Consider the following 16302-nt stretch of genomic DNA (forward strand, 5'->3'; position numbering starts at 1 on the left):
GAATCCATCACCAGCATCGGTCTGCGCAGAGAAGAAACCTCAGAACGGTTTCGGCGCGAAGCCTGTCATCTCTTTTAAACCCATCTCGCGCCCCAGTGCCGTCATCGGGTGCACCACCACCAAACCGCGAACGCTTTTCTTCAACGTCCCCATATCAGCTTGCTCTTTTTTAGTAATCGCACGTTTGAAAGGCAGGTTCGCCAGTTTCTGTGCTTCTTTGCTGAGCTTCTGTTCTCTCACGTTACGCAGGCGCTCGATTTCAGCCGTTAGCTTCTCGCAGGCCTCCAGATTGAGGGCGATTGCTTCAGCATCGCCTTGTTCCAGCAGTGTGGTCTGCTTACGCGTCAGCTTATCCAGTTGGTCGCTAAGGCGCTTGATCTCTGCTTTTTCCTGCTCTTTCATAAAAGATAACCTATATAACGGGAGAATAATGCGGGGCACAGCATACACTATACGCTAAATAATTCGAGTTGCGTGAAGGCGGGAACCGCCTGACATGACGCAGTGACGTAATATAGCGGAGTGGGATTAAAACGCCTTTTTCAGACTGATTTGCGCAATCAATGTGGTCAGGGATAGTACCAGCGTGGATCGCACCATCTGCTGATAACGTTGCCGCTGCATACTCACCAAAAGCGGATCGGCGTCGTCTGCCCCCGGCGGCAAAGCGGGTTCTGTAGGCAACGCCGCAACGCAGTGCAGCTCGCCGATAGGCCCCAGAATCTCATCATCGGTAAAACGGTAATGCCGATCGTCGTGTGCCAGCTCTTCGCCCAGCGCCATTAACAGTTCCGCATCTTCGTACTCTTTACGGCTGATCATTCCCAGGCCATAAATCAGTTTCAGGCGCACGGAAAGGTCACCCAGCGGGCCCGTTCCCGTCATCAGGGGTTCAACGGCATATTTCACCGCATAGTCATCTTTACGGAACACCTGCAACATCAGGATACTGACCGCTTCAGCTAACAGCTCAACAGCGCAGAGCATAAAGTCGCGCACGGTCTTCCCTGAGTTCAGCGCTTCCAGAACCCGGTTTTCAAACGCCTGTGTTTCTTCCATCGTCACTTCTCGACCCTTTAACCCCGCCCGCAGCATCCCCATCTCGGCAGCATGCTTACCGGCAGGTGTGGCGACATCCTATCCCCGACGTCGCCCGTATACCTTACACCGTGTCGAAAAGACCACACCTGCCTGATGACGAGATACGCCGATTACTGCATGGCGTTATACACATTCACTGCTTGCGCGACAACCTCGCTGTCAGCATCCAGACCAGAAATCTGCACCAGCGCCGCCTGCGGCCCCTGAGTACGGATTAACTCAGCCAGTTCCAGCGCCTGCGGATCCTGTTCACTGCGATAATGCATCGCGGCAGCAATGCCGGTAATCAGGTTGTCATGTGGCAAATGGTATTCCAGCGTGCCGAGCAGCGGCTTGATCAAACGGTCGCCTGCGCTCAGCTTGCGCAGCGGCTGACGACCAACGCGCTCTACGTCATCGTGCAGATACGGGTTTTCAAAGCGGCTGAGAATCTTGTTGATATAGGCCGCGTGCTTCTCCGCATCAAAACCGTAGCGTTTGATGAGTACCGCGCCGCTCTCTTCCATTGCGCCTTTGACCACGGCTCTGACTTTCGGGTCGAGAATCGCATCGCGGATCGTCTGGTGACGCGCCTGCTGGCCGAGGTAGGCCGTAATCGCATGGCCAGTATTCAGCGTAAAGAGCTTACGCTCGACAAACGCCATCAGGTTGTCGGTCAGTTCCATGCCGGGAATCGCTGGCGGCTCACCGCAGAACTGGGTTTTATCGACAATCCATTCGCTGAAGGTTTCTACCGTCACCGCCAGCACATCGTCGCTGCCGGCTTCGGAAGGAGGAACGATGCGATCCACGGCGGAATCCACGAATCCCACGTGCTCAACCACCCATTCCTGATGGCCTTCCGGCAGCAGTTTCAACACATGCTGTTTTAACTGGCTGGTGCCACGCACCATATTTTCACAGGCAATAATGTTCAACGGCCGGGTATTGCCGTCGTTATGACGCTTAACCAGCCCCTGAGCGATAGTTCCGGCGATTTTTTCCAGAATCTGCGGCCCCACAGCAGTTGTCACCAGATCGGCCACGGCAATCAGTGCGACGGCATCCTGGCTGCCGCTGTGAACGGCGCTAACGTTGCTCACGGTATCAACCTGCGTGTTATCGCCGACTATCCGCACCGTATAGCTTGTACGGCTGTTCAGGGCATCCAACAGCGGCTGATTGACGTCAGCGAATGTCAGTTCGACGTTGGCATCGGCCAACAATTTCCCAATAAACCCACGGCCAATATTACCCGCGCCAAAGTGTAATGCTTTCATGAGACATAACCTTAAAAAAACATAAAAAGAGGCCGCCCGTAGGCGGCCCTAGCCACATTAATTAGGCACTCTTTTTACCGGAGAGTAAGTCGAGTACTTCCTGAACATCTTGGGTCTGTGCCAGACGTTCAATGACGGCATCATCATCCAGCGCGTTGGTCAGACTGGTGATGACCTGAATATGTTCGTTGTTGCGCGCAGCAATACCGATAACCAGACGCGCAACCTCATCTTCTTCATCGCCAAAGCGAACGCCTTCGGGATATTGGCAGAAGACAACGCCCGTTTTCAGCACGCGATCTTTCGCTTCAATCGTACCGTGCGGCACGGCAATCGATTCGCCCAGATAGGTGGAGGTCAGCTTTTCACGTTCCAGCATCGCTTCAACATACGCAGGCTCGACATAGCCGCCTTTCACCAGTTGCTCACCGGCGAAACGGATTGCCTGCTCTTTGTCTGTCGCATGCTGATTCAGGAACACATTGCCTGCACCCAGCTGGAACAGGTTAGTCTGTGCGTCGGCGACAGCAGGTGCTGGCGTCGCGGCGGCTTCAGACTTCACGGCACCCTGTGCTGCGGTAAGACGCGCCACCAGATCGCTATACAGACCGCTATCAAGGAAGTTGGTCAGCGAAATGTGCTGTGCCTGCGGCGCATGACGCATCGCACGTTCGGTCAGGTCGCGGTGCGTAATCACCAGATCGACATCGTCCGGCAGACTATTGATCGCGCTGTTCGTCACCGAAATGTTGGTTAGCCCGGCATCCTGAACTTTCTTGCGCAGCACACCAGCACCCATCGCGCTGGAACCCATACCGGCGTCACACGCTACGATGATTTTACGCACGGTGCTCATATCACCGCTGATACCCGCGTTAGTCGCCGTACCTTTAGAAGACGCTTTCATTTCCTGCATGCGGCGCGTTGCGTCGCTCAGGTCTTCTTCTTTTTGCTTGGTGCTTTTCAGCAGAATCGCCGACACGATAAAGGACACCGCGAAAGCCGCTGCAATAGCTGCAAGGTTAGCGAAGTAAGCGCCTTTTGGCGTCATCGCCAGCACCGCCAGAATGGAACCCGGAGACGCAGGAGAAACCAAACCGCCGCCCAGCACGCTCAGCGTAAACACGCCAGTCATCCCGCCCAGAATCACCGCAATAATCAGACGCGGATTCATCAGCACATAAGGGAAGTAGATTTCGTGAATCCCGCCTAGGAAGTGGATAATCGCCGCACCCGGTGCTGATTCTTTCGCGTTACCACGACCGAAGAACATGTACGCCATCAGCACGCCCATACCCGGGCCTGGGTTCGCTTCGATCAGGAAGAAAATAGATTTGCCCGTTTCCGTCGCCTGCTGAATGCCCAGCGGTGAGAAGATACCGTGGTTAATGGCGTTGTTCAGGAACAGAATTTTCGCCGGTTCAACGAAGATAGACGTAAACGGCAGCAGGTTGTTCTGTACCATCAGGTTAACGCCGGAAGCCAGCACCTGAGAGAAGACTTCAACCAGCGGACCAATCGCCAAAAACGACAGGATTGCCAACAACATACCGATGATACCGGCAGAGAAGTTGTTGACCAGCATTTCAAAGCCGCTCTTGATTTTACCGTCGACCATGCGGTCAAAACGTTTGATCGCCCAGCCGCCCAACGGGCCCACAATCATAGCGCCGAGGAACATCGGGATATCGGTCCCGACGATCACACCCATCGTCGTAATCGCACCCACCACACCGCCACGCTCACCGAATACCAGACGTCCGCCGGTATAACCAATCAGCAATGGCAGCAAATAGGTAATCATCGGACCGACGAGTTTCGCCAATGTTGCATTGGGGAACCAGCCAGTAGGGATAAACAGCGCGGTAATAATACCCCAGGCGATAAATGCGCCAATGTTGGGCATCACCATATTACTGAGGAAGCGACCAAAGTTTTGCACCTTGATCTTAATATCTGGTGAAAGCATAAAAACACACCCCTATTGAAACGCGCTGACAATAAGAGCGCGTGGTAATTATCGTGAGACGTCGTGGCAATAAAACACCGATTACCACAAGAAGACTTCCGTCATTATTACTGTATGCAGCGCGGACTCTAACACGCTGTTTTCATACCGCAACTCCATGGCGGTAACGTGACAAAAATCACACAACCCCCCTACATCAACGATACAAATAGGTGATTTACTTCACAAAAAACCGTTAAAAATGAAAAACTAAACAGATTTTTAGACAAACACCGCGCCTTATATGTGATTTGAATCACATTTTACAGGTCTGTATTTGTTTTATTTATGTGATGTTAATCACAATTTATTTTCACCCTCTCACCAGCCACACGCATCTTATCCAGAATGCCTCTCTGCCATATCGCATCGTTAAAGCGTCAGGGCACGACGCAGTTAGGGATAGTTCACGCCAGTTATTCCTCTAAGCGCATTCATTAAATTCTGCTGCTGTAGCGGTAACGCTGCCACCATGCTGTTATATTGCGCCACCTGTTGCGGCGTACGGAATTGCACAGACGCGCCATTAAACACCGCCTGATCGCCCTGAGCCTGAAGGAAATCGCCGATCTGGATCAGGCTCTGTGCGAAGGCAATCGCATTCGGAATGGCAGGTAACAGCGCATTGGTAGGCTGTATTACCGTGCGTGCATACAACCGCTCATAGGGTATTTGCACTTCTTCGGGCTGTTTTAGCAGCCGATGGGCGTTGTCCGCCTGCACTTTCGCCGCCTGCACATGCTGGCTCAACAGGTTCATTGCCCCGATGGATTGGCGAAGATCATCACGCTGCGTCAGATAGTCTTTAGGAACACGAATACGGGAAATTTGCCCCAACATCGGCGTCAAGCTGCCAGACACCGCCTGATTAAACTGCTGAGAAAAGGTGGTTAAGATCTCGTAATCGTTAGTGAAATTGCCAAAATTCTTCTTCTGCTCTTCCGTCAACGTCGGCAATTTCCCATCCTGCTGCGACTGCACGCTTTGCAGGAACGCAACGAATGCCTTCCGCTGATCGGCTTCGCTGTCACCACAGGCAGCCAGCTGCAATGCCGCCAGAATAACCAGAACTGGCAGCAGCCAGCGTGAACGGTACGTCATCAGCCTTCTCATTCCCTACTCCTGTTACGCTTACTGCCCCGCCAGCCGTGCTTTATTCAAACAAAAACACGCTGACGACGGATTTTCCATGACAAGATTTTCTACGACATAAGCATAGTCGAATCGGGCTGGCTGTGCAGAAAAAGGCCAGGTCTGACAACGAATACCGATTGTTTAAGCATCGGGATACACGGAGCGACGATAGGGTTTTACCAACGGAGCCGTCAGTCGATACGGATCGATACGAATCGATACCGCGGGGTGAGGCGGGACGCTTTGCGGCGCGGAAAAAAATAACCCCCGAACGGGCGAACCGGCTCGGGGGTTGGGATGACGTAACGCTATTGTCGTTATTGCAGGACGGAAATATCCGCAACCTGCAAGAACAGTTCGCGCAGTTGGCTCAGCAGCGTCAGGCGGTTCACTCGAACCTGCTCATCTTCCGCCATGACCATCACCTGATCGAAGAACGCATCGACAGGCTCACGCAGTGAGGCCAGCTCAACCAACGCTTCCTGATAGCGGCCTTCAGCAAACAGCGGCGTCAGTTTGTCGCGCAGCACGACAAGATGCGTTGCCAGCGTAATTTCCGCCGCGTCTTTCAATACGGCAGCGTTGACGCTCTCGTTCAGCGTATCGGTAGACTTCGCCAGAATGTTGGAAACGCGCTTGTTAGCCGCTGCCAGCGCCGCGGCAGCATCCAGCGAACGGAAGTGGCTGACGGCTTTCACGCGGGCATCGAAATCAGCCGGACGGGTCGGACGACGCGCTAATACCGCCTGAATGGTATCCACGCTATGGCCTTCTTCCTGATACCAGGCACGGAAGCGACCGAGCATAAACTCAATCACGTCATCCACAACCTTGGCATTAGACAGCTTATCGCCATACAAACGCACCGCTTCTTCGGTCAGCGTCTGCAAATCCAGCGGCAAACGTTTTTCGACGATGATGCGCAGCACACCGAGGGCGGCACGACGCAGCGCAAACGGGTCTTTGTCGCCTTTCGGGTGTTGGCCGATGCCAAAAATCCCTGCCAGCGAATCCATTTTGTCGGCAATCGCCAGCGCACAGGCCACCGCAGAAGACGGCAGTTCGTCACCCGCAAAGCGCGGCTGATACTGCTCATTCAACGCCACGGCAACATCTTCCGCTTCGCCATCATGACGCGCATAGTGCATCCCCATCACGCCCTGCGTGTCGGTGAATTCGAACACCATGTTGGTCATCAGGTCACACTTGGACAGCAGACCCGCGCGCGTCGCGTGATTCACATCAGCACCAATCTGACCAGCAACCCAGCCAGCCAGCGCCTGAATACGGTCAGTTTTGTCGCGCAATGAACCTAACTGCTGCTGGAACAAGACGGTTTCCAGACGCGGCAGGTGATCTTCCAAACGCTTCTTACGGTCGGTATTGAAGAAGAATTCGGCGTCAGCCAGACGCGGGCGCACCACTTTTTCGTTACCGGAAATAATCTGCTGTGGATCTTTGGATTCGATATTGGCAACAAAGATGAAGTTTGGCAGCAGATTGCCGCTGTTGTCGTAAACCGGGAAATACTTCTGGTCACCTTTCATGGTGTAAACCAGCGCTTCGGACGGCACAGCGAGGAATTTTTCTTCAAATTTCGCGGTCAGCACCACTGGCCATTCCACCAGCGAGGTGACTTCTTCCAGCAGGCTGTCGCTCAGATCGGCATTACCGCCAATCTTGCGTGCGGCTTCTTCGGCATCGGCTTTGATTTTCGCTTTACGTGCATCGTAGTCGGCGACGACTTTACCGCGCTCCAGCAGAATCTGCGGATACTGTTCGGCGTTATCGATCGTAAATTCAGCTTCACCCATAAAGCGGTGGCCGCGAAGAGTACGAGCGGAATCGATACCCAATACCTGACCAGGGATCAGTTCTTCACCCAGCAGCATGGTTACCGTGTGCACCGGACGCACAAACTGCGTTTCTTTGTCGCTCCAGCGCATCAATTTTGGAATCGGCAGCTTCGATAATGCGGTGCTTACCATGCCAGCCAGCAGTGTCTGCGCCTGTTCGCCTTTCGCGTGGGCGCGATACAGCAGCCACTCGCCTTTGTCGGTCGTCAAACGTTCAGCTTGCTCAACGGTAATACCACAGCCACGCGCCCAGCCTTCTGCCGCTTTGGTCGGTTTGCCTTCCGCATCAAACGCTTGTGAGATCGCCGGACCACGTTTTTCTACTTCGCGATCGGGCTGAGAAGCGCTTAAGCGTGCCACTTTCAGCGCCAGACGGCGCGGCGCGGCAAACCAGCTTACGTCACCGTGTGCCAGATTGGCGGCATCCAGCTCCGCCGTGAAATTCGCGGCAAAAGATTCTGCCAGATTACGGAGAGCCTTCGGCGGCAGCTCTTCCGTGCCAATTTCCACCAGAAAAGTCTTGTCAGTCATCGCTGCCTCTTAGCTCTCTTTCTTATTACACATCGGGAAACCCAACGCCTCACGCGAAGCATAGTAGGCTTCCGCAACCGCTTTGGTCAGGGTACGAATACGCAGAATGTAGCGCTGGCGTTCGGTAACCGAGATCGCTTTACGCGCATCCAGCAGGTTAAAGCTGTGCGCCGCTTTCAGAATGCGTTCGTAAGCCGGTAAAGGCAGCGGTTTTTCCAGCGCCAGCAGGTGCTGCGCTTCTTTCTCATATTGCTCGAAGCAGCTGAACAGGAAATCGACATCAGCGTGTTCAAAGTTGTAGGTCGACTGCTCGACTTCGTTTTGATGGAATACGTCGCCGTAGGTGGTTTTCCCTAACGGGCCATCGCTCCAGACCAGATCGTAAACGCTATCAACGCCCTGAATGTACATCGCCAGACGTTCCAGACCGTAGGTGATCTCGCCCGTCACCGGTTTACATTCCAAACCGCCAACCTGCTGGAAGTAGGTAAACTGCGTGACTTCCATACCGTTCAACCAGACTTCCCAGCCCAGGCCCCATGCGCCCAGCGTTGGGTTTTCCCAGTTGTCTTCCACGAAGCGGATATCGTGAATGGTCGGATCCATACCCAGCTCTTTCAGAGAACCGAGGTACAGCTCCTGAATATTGTCCGGTGATGGCTTAATAACGACCTGAAACTGGTAATAGTGCTGTAAGCGGTTCGGGTTTTCACCGTAGCGTCCATCGGTCGGACGACGAGAAGGCTGCACATAGGCGGCAGCCATCGGCTCCGGTCCCAGTGCCCGCAGGCAGGTCATAGGGTGTGAAGTGCCTGCGCCGACTTCCATGTCCAATGGTTGAACAATGGTGCAGCCCTGGCGAGCCCAATAATCCTGTAACGTCAGGATCAGGCCCTGGAAGGTCTTGGTATCAAACTTTTGCATGTTGGATTCGCGCGCGATACAAGTGGATTTATAAGGAATGCGCCAGTATACCCTCTGACCGCAAGATATACAGCCAGAATGCGGCAACAAGTGCAAATCCCCCGTCATCATCTTTCAAATTTCAGGATCAGCCTGAAAAAACGGTCTGCAACATCTTCAGGCTCAGCAGCAGCAGCAGCGCGGCAAAGGCCTTTTTCAGCGTCGCCACGGGCAGACGGTGCGCCAGACGAGCCCCAACGGGCGCGGTGAAGAAGCTGACGGCAGAAATCAGGAGAACGGCAGGCAGAGAGACATAGCCGACGCTGTAATCAGGTAACCCAGTCGTCGACCAGCCGTTAATCATGTATCCCAGCGCGCCGGACAGGGCAATGGGTAACCCCACAGCCGCCGATGTGCCAATCGCCTGCTGAATGCGGACGTTACACCACGTCAGGAACGGCACGGTGAGCGACCCGCCGCCGATAGCCACCAGCGCCGAAATGCTGCCAATCACCAGTCCCGCCAGCGAAACGCCTGCCGTACCGGGCAACTGGCGCTGCGGCTTTGGCTTGATATTCAGCACCATTTGCAGAGAAACGTAGGCCATAAAGCAGGAGAAAAAGATCGCCAGCGCCCGCGTCGGTAACTGCGTCGCCAGCCAGGTGGCCGCGAATGTCCCAATCAGGATGGCAGGCGTGATCCGCATCACCACAGGCCAAAGCACCGCCTGATGTTGATGATGGGTACGCAGGCTGGAAATTGCCGTGACGACGATGGCCGCCATTGACGTACCCAACGCCAGATGCACCAAATGCGTATTCTCCACGCCCTGTGCAGCAAACAGCGCCGTTAGCACTGGCACCATAATACCGCCACCGCCAATACCCAATAACCCCGCCATAAAACCAACTACCGCGCCTAATGCCAGATAGGCTGCTACCCACTCTACTGCCATTCCCTGTACCCCTGTCTCTGTCTATGCTTTTCTTATGATCGATTGAACAGCCTTGAGCGAATAAAGCGAATAAATAGCCCTAAGCTGTTGGCGAAACATTATTCATGATTCCGCGACGACTTTCTGCCCCATCCGCAAACGACCTTTCATATCTGCGAGCACGCCCGCAAAACACTGGTTGCATATACAGCAACATAAGTGCCATGATCGAATCCTACTTGCGACAGACGCCTTACAATGAACGGCTCGCCATAATCAGGAGAAAGGTATGCAACGCTGCGGCTGGGTTACACAAGACACCTTATATCAGGATTACCACGATAACGAGTGGGGGAAACCCTGCACCGACAGCCAGAAGCTGTTTGAGTTACTGTGTCTGGAGGGCCAGCAGGCAGGTCTTTCCTGGATTACCGTCCTGAAAAAACGCGAGCACTATCGCCGTTGCTTCCACCAGTTCGATCCTGAGCAAGTGGCACAGATGACGCAGGATGACGTCGAGCGACTGGTGCAGGACAGCAGCATTATTCGCCATCGCGGAAAAATCGAGGCGATTATCACCAATGCAAAAGCGTGGGTGGCGATGGAAAGTCAGGGAGAGAGTTTCTCGCACTTCATTTGGTCTTTCGTCGAACACCAACCGCGTCTCAATCACCCCGCTTCGCTCGCCGAGGTGCCAGCCAAAACGGACGTCTCGGATGCCATGTCCAAGGCCCTGAAAAAACGTGGCTTCAAATTTATCGGTTCAACCATCTGTTATGCCTTCATGCAGGCAGGTGGATTGGTCAATGACCATGTCACCGACTGCTTTTGTCATCAGGAAAGCACCTCATGATTCGACCTTACCGCGACCCCGATCTCGAACCGCTGATGCAGCTTTGGCTGAAGAGCACCACTCTGGCGCATCCGTTTATTCGTGAAGGTTACTGGCGAGAAAGTGCCAGCGCGGTACGTGAGATCTATATTCCCCAGTCGCAAACCTGGGTTTATGAGGAACAAGGGAGCCTCATCGGCTTTATCAGCGTGCTGGAGGCACGGTTCATCGGCGCGCTGTTTGTGGAACAAGCCTATTATGGCAAGCAGATTGGTACAGCGCTGATCCAGCATGTTCAGGCACAGTACCCCTTACTCAGCCTGGAAGTGTATCAGCAGAATACGCGCGCCTGCCGGTTCTACCATAAGCAGGGATTTGTCATCGTGGAGGAAAACGTCAATCAGGATACACAGGCCACCGCACTCATCATGCAATGGGCGAACGAGGGAGCAGCCAATGCCACTCCCTCCGGTTCAATCGATCATTTCTGAGTCATCGACTCAACGGGATATCAGAACGTTGTCCAGTTATCGTTCCCGTTGTCCCGCGGCGCGAGCGTCGGCAGGCGAGGCGCTGCCTTGGTGCCCGAATTCCCGTTGCCGATGTTCGCCCCTTGCAGTCTTGGCAGACTGGCAACATCCGAATCAGATATGCGGAAAACTGACATCAGTTTTGCCAGCTTCGAGGCCTGCTCCTGCAACGAATTCGCCGCGGCTGAGGATTCGCTCACCATAGAGGCATTCTGCTGGATAGTGGTATCCATTTCGGCCACCGCGCTGCCGATTTGCGCAATACCGCGACTTTGTTCATCCGATGCGGAGGAAATTTCCCCCATGATGTCATTCACGCGGCTCACAGAAGCCACAATGTCATCCATCGTCGTTCCTGCCTGAGAAACCAGCTCAGTTCCGGTATCCACGCGAGCAACCGATTCTGAGATCAGGCTTTCAATCTCTTTTGCCGCCTGTGAACTGCGCTGAGCAAGGCTACGAACTTCACTGGCGACTACCGCGAAGCCTCGCCCTTGTTCACCGGCTCGGGCTGCTTCCACCGCAGCGTTCAATGCCAGAATATTCGTTTGGAATGCGATGCTATTAATCACCGTCGTGATATCAGAGATCTTCTTCGAGCTCCCTGAAATATCGCTCATGGTATTAATCACGCGGTTAATAATATCCCCGCCACGGTTGGCGTTAGTTGAGGCTTCTCCGGCAATCTGGCTGGCATGTCGGGCATTATCGGCGTTGTTCTTCACGGTAGCCGTTAACTCTTCCATGCTGGCTGCGGTTTCTACAATCGCTGCCGATTGCTGCTCGGTACGCGATGACAAATCATTATTGCCCGATGCGATGTCAGAAGAAGCGCTCTCAACGCTGTACACGCTCTGACGAATATCGGTCATTAAATGACGTAATTTCTCCGTCATCACCATCATGGCTGTCGTTAATTGTCCCAGCTCATCATGCCGTACCACCGTGACATTCGCTGAAAGATCGCCACCCGCAATCCGTTCCGCCAGCTTCAGGTTGGTGATAATAGGTCGGGTAATTTGTCGAGTAACAGACCAGGCGATCAATAAACCGAATACGATGGCAATCGCCCCTAAAATCAGCGTTTGCAGCACGGAGCTATTGATAATGTCATCATTCTTCGCGCCGAGCTTTTGCAGAATACTGCCGATATCGCTCGTCATTCTGTCTCCGGTTGCCCGAAATTTAACATCTGTGGTTTTTAACTGCCCCAGTCGCGCGTAGTACTGCTCTGCCGTTTGATGATAATTTTCAAATGCTTGCCAAAATGAATCCACTACGCGACGGCGATCGCCGCTGACCGACGATGCCAACGCATCGTAGGATGCCTTAGATTCGGCATAAACCTGCTTCTGCGCGTTAAACGCCGCTTCACTATTCTCTCTTTGTAAGGTGTAGGTGCTGTTGACCAGTTTCAGGAACAGCAGTGAGAGGGCTTCCTTCTGCATAGACAACGCATTTTCATCCACGCCGACGGAAAGGTTGGTCATAAATGCCGTTAACGCATCGGAGGCATTCATCTGGCTGATTTTCTTTGCCGTCTCGACCACCGCATTGGCGGCAGTTTTCATGGTATTCAGATCGGTATCATAATCTGCGAAATCTTGGTCAAGTTTATTAAAATCAGACAGATACTCTGTTTCCCACGTGAGTGCTTTCGCTTTTTCTTTTTGCTGGCTTGCCTGACTAATGTAGGTATTGAGATTCTTGATATTGTCATCCGCAAAAGTGAATGAATATTTTACTCTCGCCATTTTTGACTGATCGAGATAGTGATTCATTTCATTCAAAATTGTCGTTTTAACATACAGATCGTGGATGATAAAAAATCGTACAGCGCCAATGCCAGACGCAATCATGACCAACAACAGGACAATCCCGAAACCGCCATACAGCTTATGAGAAACCTTGAGGTTACTCATAATCCTGGTAAAAAAATGCATTTCCGCCCCCATTAAAAAACCCTGTCTAAAACATCCCCGTAGATAGGGTTATCGGTTTTTCACGGTAATGCTTTACCCGAAAATGAGTGATAACAATCACAAAGGAAATATATTAATCAAATAGCAGTAAGGAGGCCTCGCGCCGTTCATGAGGCATTCCACATGCGGCGGTGGCGCGTCTGTATGCGATCCTTCATCATCCCAATCGTGCAAATCCCCCATTAATCACGGTTAACCTTGGGCAGATGCGGGGGCGGTATCGCTTGCAGTCTCTCGCCAGCTACGCGATTATTCGATGAGCTATTTCTACGTTAACTTCCTTAATCTGCTGGAGTTTGTGATGAAACCTAGCGTTATCCTGTATAAAAAAATTGCTGACGACCTGCGCGCTCGTTTAGACCAACACTTCACCGTCACCGAACTTGACGCCTTTCCCTCCCTCGACCACCCCGCTCTGGCAACGGCCGAAGGCATCATTGGTTCCGGCGGTAAAGTCGATAAAGATTTCCTGCAACACGCACCGCGTTTACGCGCGGCTTCCACCATTTCAGTCGGTTATGACACCTTTAACGTCGACGCGCTGAATGAAAAAGGGGTGATTCTCATGCACACCCCGACCGTGCTGACGGAAACGGTGGCGGATACGGTTCTGGCACTGATGCTCGCCAGCGCGCGCCGGGTCGTGGAAGTGGCCGAGCGGGTCAAGGCGGGCGAATGGAAAGAGGGAGTCGGCAGCGACTGGTTTGGCACCGACGTTCACCATAAAACCATCGGTATTCTGGGGATGGGCCGCATTGGCCTGGCCGTCGCGCAACGCGCCCACTTCGGTTTCAGCATGCCGGTTCTGTACAACGCACGCCGCCATCACGCCGAAGCCGAGCAGCGTTTTAATGCCCGCCACTGCGATCTCGATACACTCTTGGCTGAATCCGATTTCCTCTGTATTACGCTGCCACTTACGGCGGAAACGCATCATCTGATTGGGCGCGAGCAGTTGGCAAAAATGAAGCCCAGCACCATTTTGATTAATATCGGTCGTGGTGCCGTTGTGGATGAAGAGGCGCTGACGGAAGCCCTGGTGAAAGGGACAATTCAGGGCGCAGGTCTGGATGTGTTTGTCAAAGAACCGCTGCCCGTCGATTCTCCACTTCTGGATTTACCTAATGTCGTTGCACTGCCGCACATCGGTTCTGCCACGCACGAAACCCGTTACGGCATGGCTGCCTGCGCCGTTGACAACCTGATTGCCGCCCTGAGCGGTCAGGTAAAAGAAAACTGCGTGAATCCGCAGGTTTTGAAATAACCCTAAGTCGACCTTAGCGCTGCGACGAGGCTTTCGCAGCGCTGCTTTTCCCCACGAACCCACCCCATCATCACACGCGAAACGCGGCGATTTCTCGCAAAAACCATGCTTTTTCCTAACTAAAAACTGGATAACCAATACCGGTATTGTTCTTTGCGGTTTCTTACCTCCTATGGAAGTATCGGCTGTAACGAGCGGTTAACGTCTTCTGCTGTATTCCCCGTTTCAGGACGTAATCGATACGCGTATTTACCTGATAAAAAACAAATTTAATAAAAACCATCACCTGTAGGGAAAACCATCGTGGCGACTTTTTTGCATCCTCATCAGAAACTCACTATTTTTGCCTCATTACTCCTTCTGGGTGGTGCGTTAAGTGCACAGGCAGCGAACGACGCACCGAAAATCGGCGGCACGCTGATTTATCTGGAGCAGCAGGCACACACCAACCTCTATACGCCTGCGGGTGGGTTTTACCCGAACGGCGGCATTCTCAACCAGATTACCGATAAGCTGACGTATCAGAACCCCGAAACGCTGGAGGTCGAGCCGTGGATTGCAGAATCCTGGACCACTAATGCGGATAACACCGAATACACGTTCAAGATTCGTCCCGGTGTTAGCTTCTCTGACGGCACGCCGCTGGATGCCAACGCAGTAGCGAAAAACTTCGATACCTACGGTCTAGGGAATACGGCACTCAACCAACCGGTTTCCGAGGTCATCAATAACTACCTGCGCAGTGAAGTTATCGATCCGCTCACGGTGAAGTTTTACTTTAAGAAGCCGTCTCCGGGCTTTCTGCAAGGGACTGCAACCATCGGTTCCGGTCTGGTTTCTCTCAGTACGCTGGAGCGCAATTTCAATCAGTTAGGCAATGCTAAAAACATTATTGGTTCCGGTCCGTTCGTGGTGAGCAGCGAGAAACTGGGACGCGAACTGAAGCTGACTGCCCGTAAGGATTACAACTGGGCACCGGTTAAATCGAAGCATCAGGGACGCGCCTATCTGGACGGTATTACCTATCTGGTCACCCCGGAAGACAGCGTGCGTATTGGCGCGTTGGTCTCTGGTCAGGCTGACTTCATTCGTCAGATTCAGGCCTATGATGAGAAGCGGGTGCAGAGTCAGGGCTTCAATCTTTATGCTCCTCCGACGCGCGGCGTCAATAACAGCGTGGTTTTCCGCCCGGATAATCCGCTGGTCGCCGATATCCGCGTGCGCCAAGCACTGCTGCACGCCACCAACACCAAAGAGATCATCGATACGCTGTTCTCAGACAACTACCCACAGGCCACGTCACCGCTGGCTAAAACCGCCGCTGGCTATGCCGATCTCTCCAGCAAGCTCACGTTCGATCCCGCACAGGCCAACAAACTGCTAGATGATGCGGGCTGGAAAAACGGCTCGCAGGGATTACGGCAAAAGGATGGCAAAACGCTGGAACTGACCGCCTATGAATCCCTGCCGCAACCACAGAACAAAGAAACCTTACAGCTGGTTTCTCAACAGTGGGCAAAAGTCGGCGTGAAGCTGAATGTGCTGGCGGGCGATGCAGGCAGCAAAACCGTCGATAGCCTGGATCCTCTGAAAACCGGCGTGGCTCCCGCGATGGTAGGCCGTGCCGACCCGGATGTGCTGAAAAGCCAGTATTACCCGACGGTACGTAACGTCCTGCTGCAAAAAGGTGGCTCCAGCGACAAGGTGAACACCTTTGTAGATTCACATCTGAATACGCTATTGGATGGCATCGCGGCGGAAACCGACCGCAGCAAGCGGCTGGCGCTGGTTGGAGAGGTGCAGAGTTACCTGATCGATCAAGCCTACGTCATTCCTATTTTTGAAGAACCGCAGGTGTTTGCGGGCGCACCCACCACAAAAGGCATCGCGTTTGAAGCCGTCGGTCGCCCCAGCTTCTACAACACCTGGCTGGATAAGTAACACAGAAGAAAGAAGGAGGAGGTCATC

13 protein-coding genes are annotated in these 16302 nt (G+C 53.3%); 4 read left to right on the forward strand and 9 right to left on the reverse strand.

The annotated features are described in order from the left end of the window. Nucleotides 1–39 precede the first annotated feature (39 nt). The 8 genes from ACIPUG_RS12655 to ACIPUG_RS12690 all read right to left on the reverse strand — a co-directional run bounded on the left by ACIPUG_RS12655 (nucleotide 40) and on the right by ACIPUG_RS12690 (nucleotide 9747). Nucleotides 40–402 (reverse strand): YibL family ribosome-associated protein, encoded by a 363-nt coding sequence (locus ACIPUG_RS12655; protein ID WP_039279892.1) that lies wholly within the window; start codon nucleotides 400–402, stop codon nucleotides 40–42. Nucleotides 403–528: 126 nt separating this feature from the next. Further along, entirely contained in the window at nucleotides 529–1095 is a 567-nt protein-coding gene (locus tag ACIPUG_RS12660) for an MltR family transcriptional regulator (RefSeq protein ID WP_400338685.1), read from the reverse strand. A gap of 116 nt (nucleotides 1096–1211) precedes the next feature. After that, entirely contained in the window at nucleotides 1212–2360 is a 1149-nt protein-coding gene (locus ACIPUG_RS12665; protein ID WP_400338618.1) for a mannitol-1-phosphate 5-dehydrogenase, read from the reverse strand. Nucleotides 2361–2421: 61 nt separating this feature from the next. After that, a complete protein-coding gene (locus ACIPUG_RS12670; RefSeq protein WP_039528032.1) occupies nucleotides 2422–4329 on the reverse strand; it encodes a PTS mannitol transporter subunit IICBA in 1908 nt (635 codons plus the stop codon). Between the two features lie 435 nt (nucleotides 4330–4764). Then, on the reverse strand, nucleotides 4765–5469 hold the full coding sequence (locus ACIPUG_RS12675) for a DUF3053 domain-containing protein (protein ID WP_400338619.1): 705 nt from the start codon (nucleotides 5467–5469) through the stop codon (nucleotides 4765–4767). A 350-nt stretch (nucleotides 5470–5819) separates the two neighbouring features. After that, the gene (gene glyS, locus ACIPUG_RS12680; RefSeq protein WP_010286430.1) at nucleotides 5820–7889 is read right to left on the reverse strand and encodes a glycine--tRNA ligase subunit beta; all 2070 of its coding nucleotides are present in this window, start codon (nucleotides 7887–7889) and stop codon (nucleotides 5820–5822) included. A 9-nt stretch (nucleotides 7890–7898) separates the two neighbouring features. Beyond that, on the reverse strand, nucleotides 7899–8813 hold the full coding sequence (gene glyQ / locus ACIPUG_RS12685) for a glycine--tRNA ligase subunit alpha (RefSeq protein ID WP_010286428.1): 915 nt from the start codon (nucleotides 8811–8813) through the stop codon (nucleotides 7899–7901). A gap of 127 nt (nucleotides 8814–8940) precedes the next feature. Beyond that, nucleotides 8941–9747 (reverse strand): sulfite exporter TauE/SafE family protein, encoded by an 807-nt coding sequence (locus tag ACIPUG_RS12690; protein WP_268197945.1) that lies wholly within the window; start codon nucleotides 9745–9747, stop codon nucleotides 8941–8943. A 268-nt stretch (nucleotides 9748–10015) separates the two neighbouring features. On the opposite strand from ACIPUG_RS12690, the gene ACIPUG_RS12695 reads away from it, so the two are divergent. Both ACIPUG_RS12695 and ACIPUG_RS12700 read left to right on the forward strand, forming a co-directional pair. Beyond that, on the forward strand, nucleotides 10016–10579 hold the full coding sequence (locus ACIPUG_RS12695; protein WP_014913686.1) for a DNA-3-methyladenine glycosylase I: 564 nt from the start codon (nucleotides 10016–10018) through the stop codon (nucleotides 10577–10579). Beyond that, on the forward strand, nucleotides 10576–11049 hold the full coding sequence (locus ACIPUG_RS12700) for an N-acetyltransferase (protein ID WP_039284958.1): 474 nt from the start codon (nucleotides 10576–10578) through the stop codon (nucleotides 11047–11049). The genes ACIPUG_RS12695 and ACIPUG_RS12700 overlap by 4 nt, the downstream gene beginning before the upstream one ends. 20 nt (nucleotides 11050–11069) lie before the next feature. On the opposite strand, the gene ACIPUG_RS12705 is transcribed toward ACIPUG_RS12700, so the two are convergent. Continuing rightward, entirely contained in the window at nucleotides 11070–13031 is a 1962-nt protein-coding gene (locus tag ACIPUG_RS12705; RefSeq protein WP_400338621.1) for a methyl-accepting chemotaxis protein, read from the reverse strand. 340 nt (nucleotides 13032–13371) lie between these two features. On the opposite strand from ACIPUG_RS12705, the gene ghrB reads away from it, so the two are divergent. Then, nucleotides 13372–14334 carry a glyoxylate/hydroxypyruvate reductase GhrB gene (gene ghrB, locus ACIPUG_RS12710; protein WP_040043992.1) on the forward strand — a complete coding sequence of 321 codons (963 nt, stop codon included), beginning with the start codon at nucleotides 13372–13374 and terminating at the stop codon, nucleotides 14332–14334. Between the two features lie 303 nt (nucleotides 14335–14637). After that, nucleotides 14638–16275 carry a TIGR04028 family ABC transporter substrate-binding protein gene (locus ACIPUG_RS12715; RefSeq protein WP_400338623.1) on the forward strand — a complete coding sequence of 546 codons (1638 nt, stop codon included), beginning with the start codon at nucleotides 14638–14640 and terminating at the stop codon, nucleotides 16273–16275. Nucleotides 16276–16302 lie beyond the last annotated feature (27 nt).

Origin of the sequence: Pectobacterium sp. CHL-2024 (assembly GCF_044751765.1) — a bacterium.
In the GTDB taxonomy this organism is placed as follows: domain Bacteria; phylum Pseudomonadota; class Gammaproteobacteria; order Enterobacterales; family Enterobacteriaceae; genus Pectobacterium; species Pectobacterium brasiliense.

What these genes read in the sequence shown, in the direction of transcription:
- ACIPUG_RS12655 (WP_039279892.1), bottom strand. Translation starts at nt 402, where the DNA reads ATGAAAGAGCAGGAAAAAGCAGAGATCAAGCGCCTTAGCGACCAACTG.
- ACIPUG_RS12660 (WP_400338685.1), bottom strand. Translation starts at nt 1,095, where the DNA reads ATGCTGCGGGCGGGGTTAAAGGGTCGAGAAGTGACGATGGAAGAAACA.
- ACIPUG_RS12665 (WP_400338618.1), bottom strand. Translation starts at nt 2,360, where the DNA reads ATGAAAGCATTACACTTTGGCGCGGGTAATATTGGCCGTGGGTTTATT.
- ACIPUG_RS12670 (WP_039528032.1), bottom strand. Translation starts at nt 4,329, where the DNA reads ATGCTTTCACCAGATATTAAGATCAAGGTGCAAAACTTTGGTCGCTTC.
- ACIPUG_RS12675 (WP_400338619.1), bottom strand. Translation starts at nt 5,469, where the DNA reads ATGACGTACCGTTCACGCTGGCTGCTGCCAGTTCTGGTTATTCTGGCG.
- glyS (WP_010286430.1), bottom strand. Translation starts at nt 7,889, where the DNA reads ATGACTGACAAGACTTTTCTGGTGGAAATTGGCACGGAAGAGCTGCCG.
- glyQ (WP_010286428.1), bottom strand. Translation starts at nt 8,813, where the DNA reads ATGCAAAAGTTTGATACCAAGACCTTCCAGGGCCTGATCCTGACGTTA.
- ACIPUG_RS12690 (WP_268197945.1), bottom strand. Translation starts at nt 9,747, where the DNA reads ATGGCAGTAGAGTGGGTAGCAGCCTATCTGGCATTAGGCGCGGTAGTT.
- ACIPUG_RS12695 (WP_014913686.1), top strand. Translation starts at nt 10,016, where the DNA reads ATGCAACGCTGCGGCTGGGTTACACAAGACACCTTATATCAGGATTAC.
- ACIPUG_RS12700 (WP_039284958.1), top strand. Translation starts at nt 10,576, where the DNA reads ATGATTCGACCTTACCGCGACCCCGATCTCGAACCGCTGATGCAGCTT.
- ACIPUG_RS12705 (WP_400338621.1), bottom strand. Translation starts at nt 13,031, where the DNA reads ATGCATTTTTTTACCAGGATTATGAGTAACCTCAAGGTTTCTCATAAG.
- ghrB (WP_040043992.1), top strand. Translation starts at nt 13,372, where the DNA reads ATGAAACCTAGCGTTATCCTGTATAAAAAAATTGCTGACGACCTGCGC.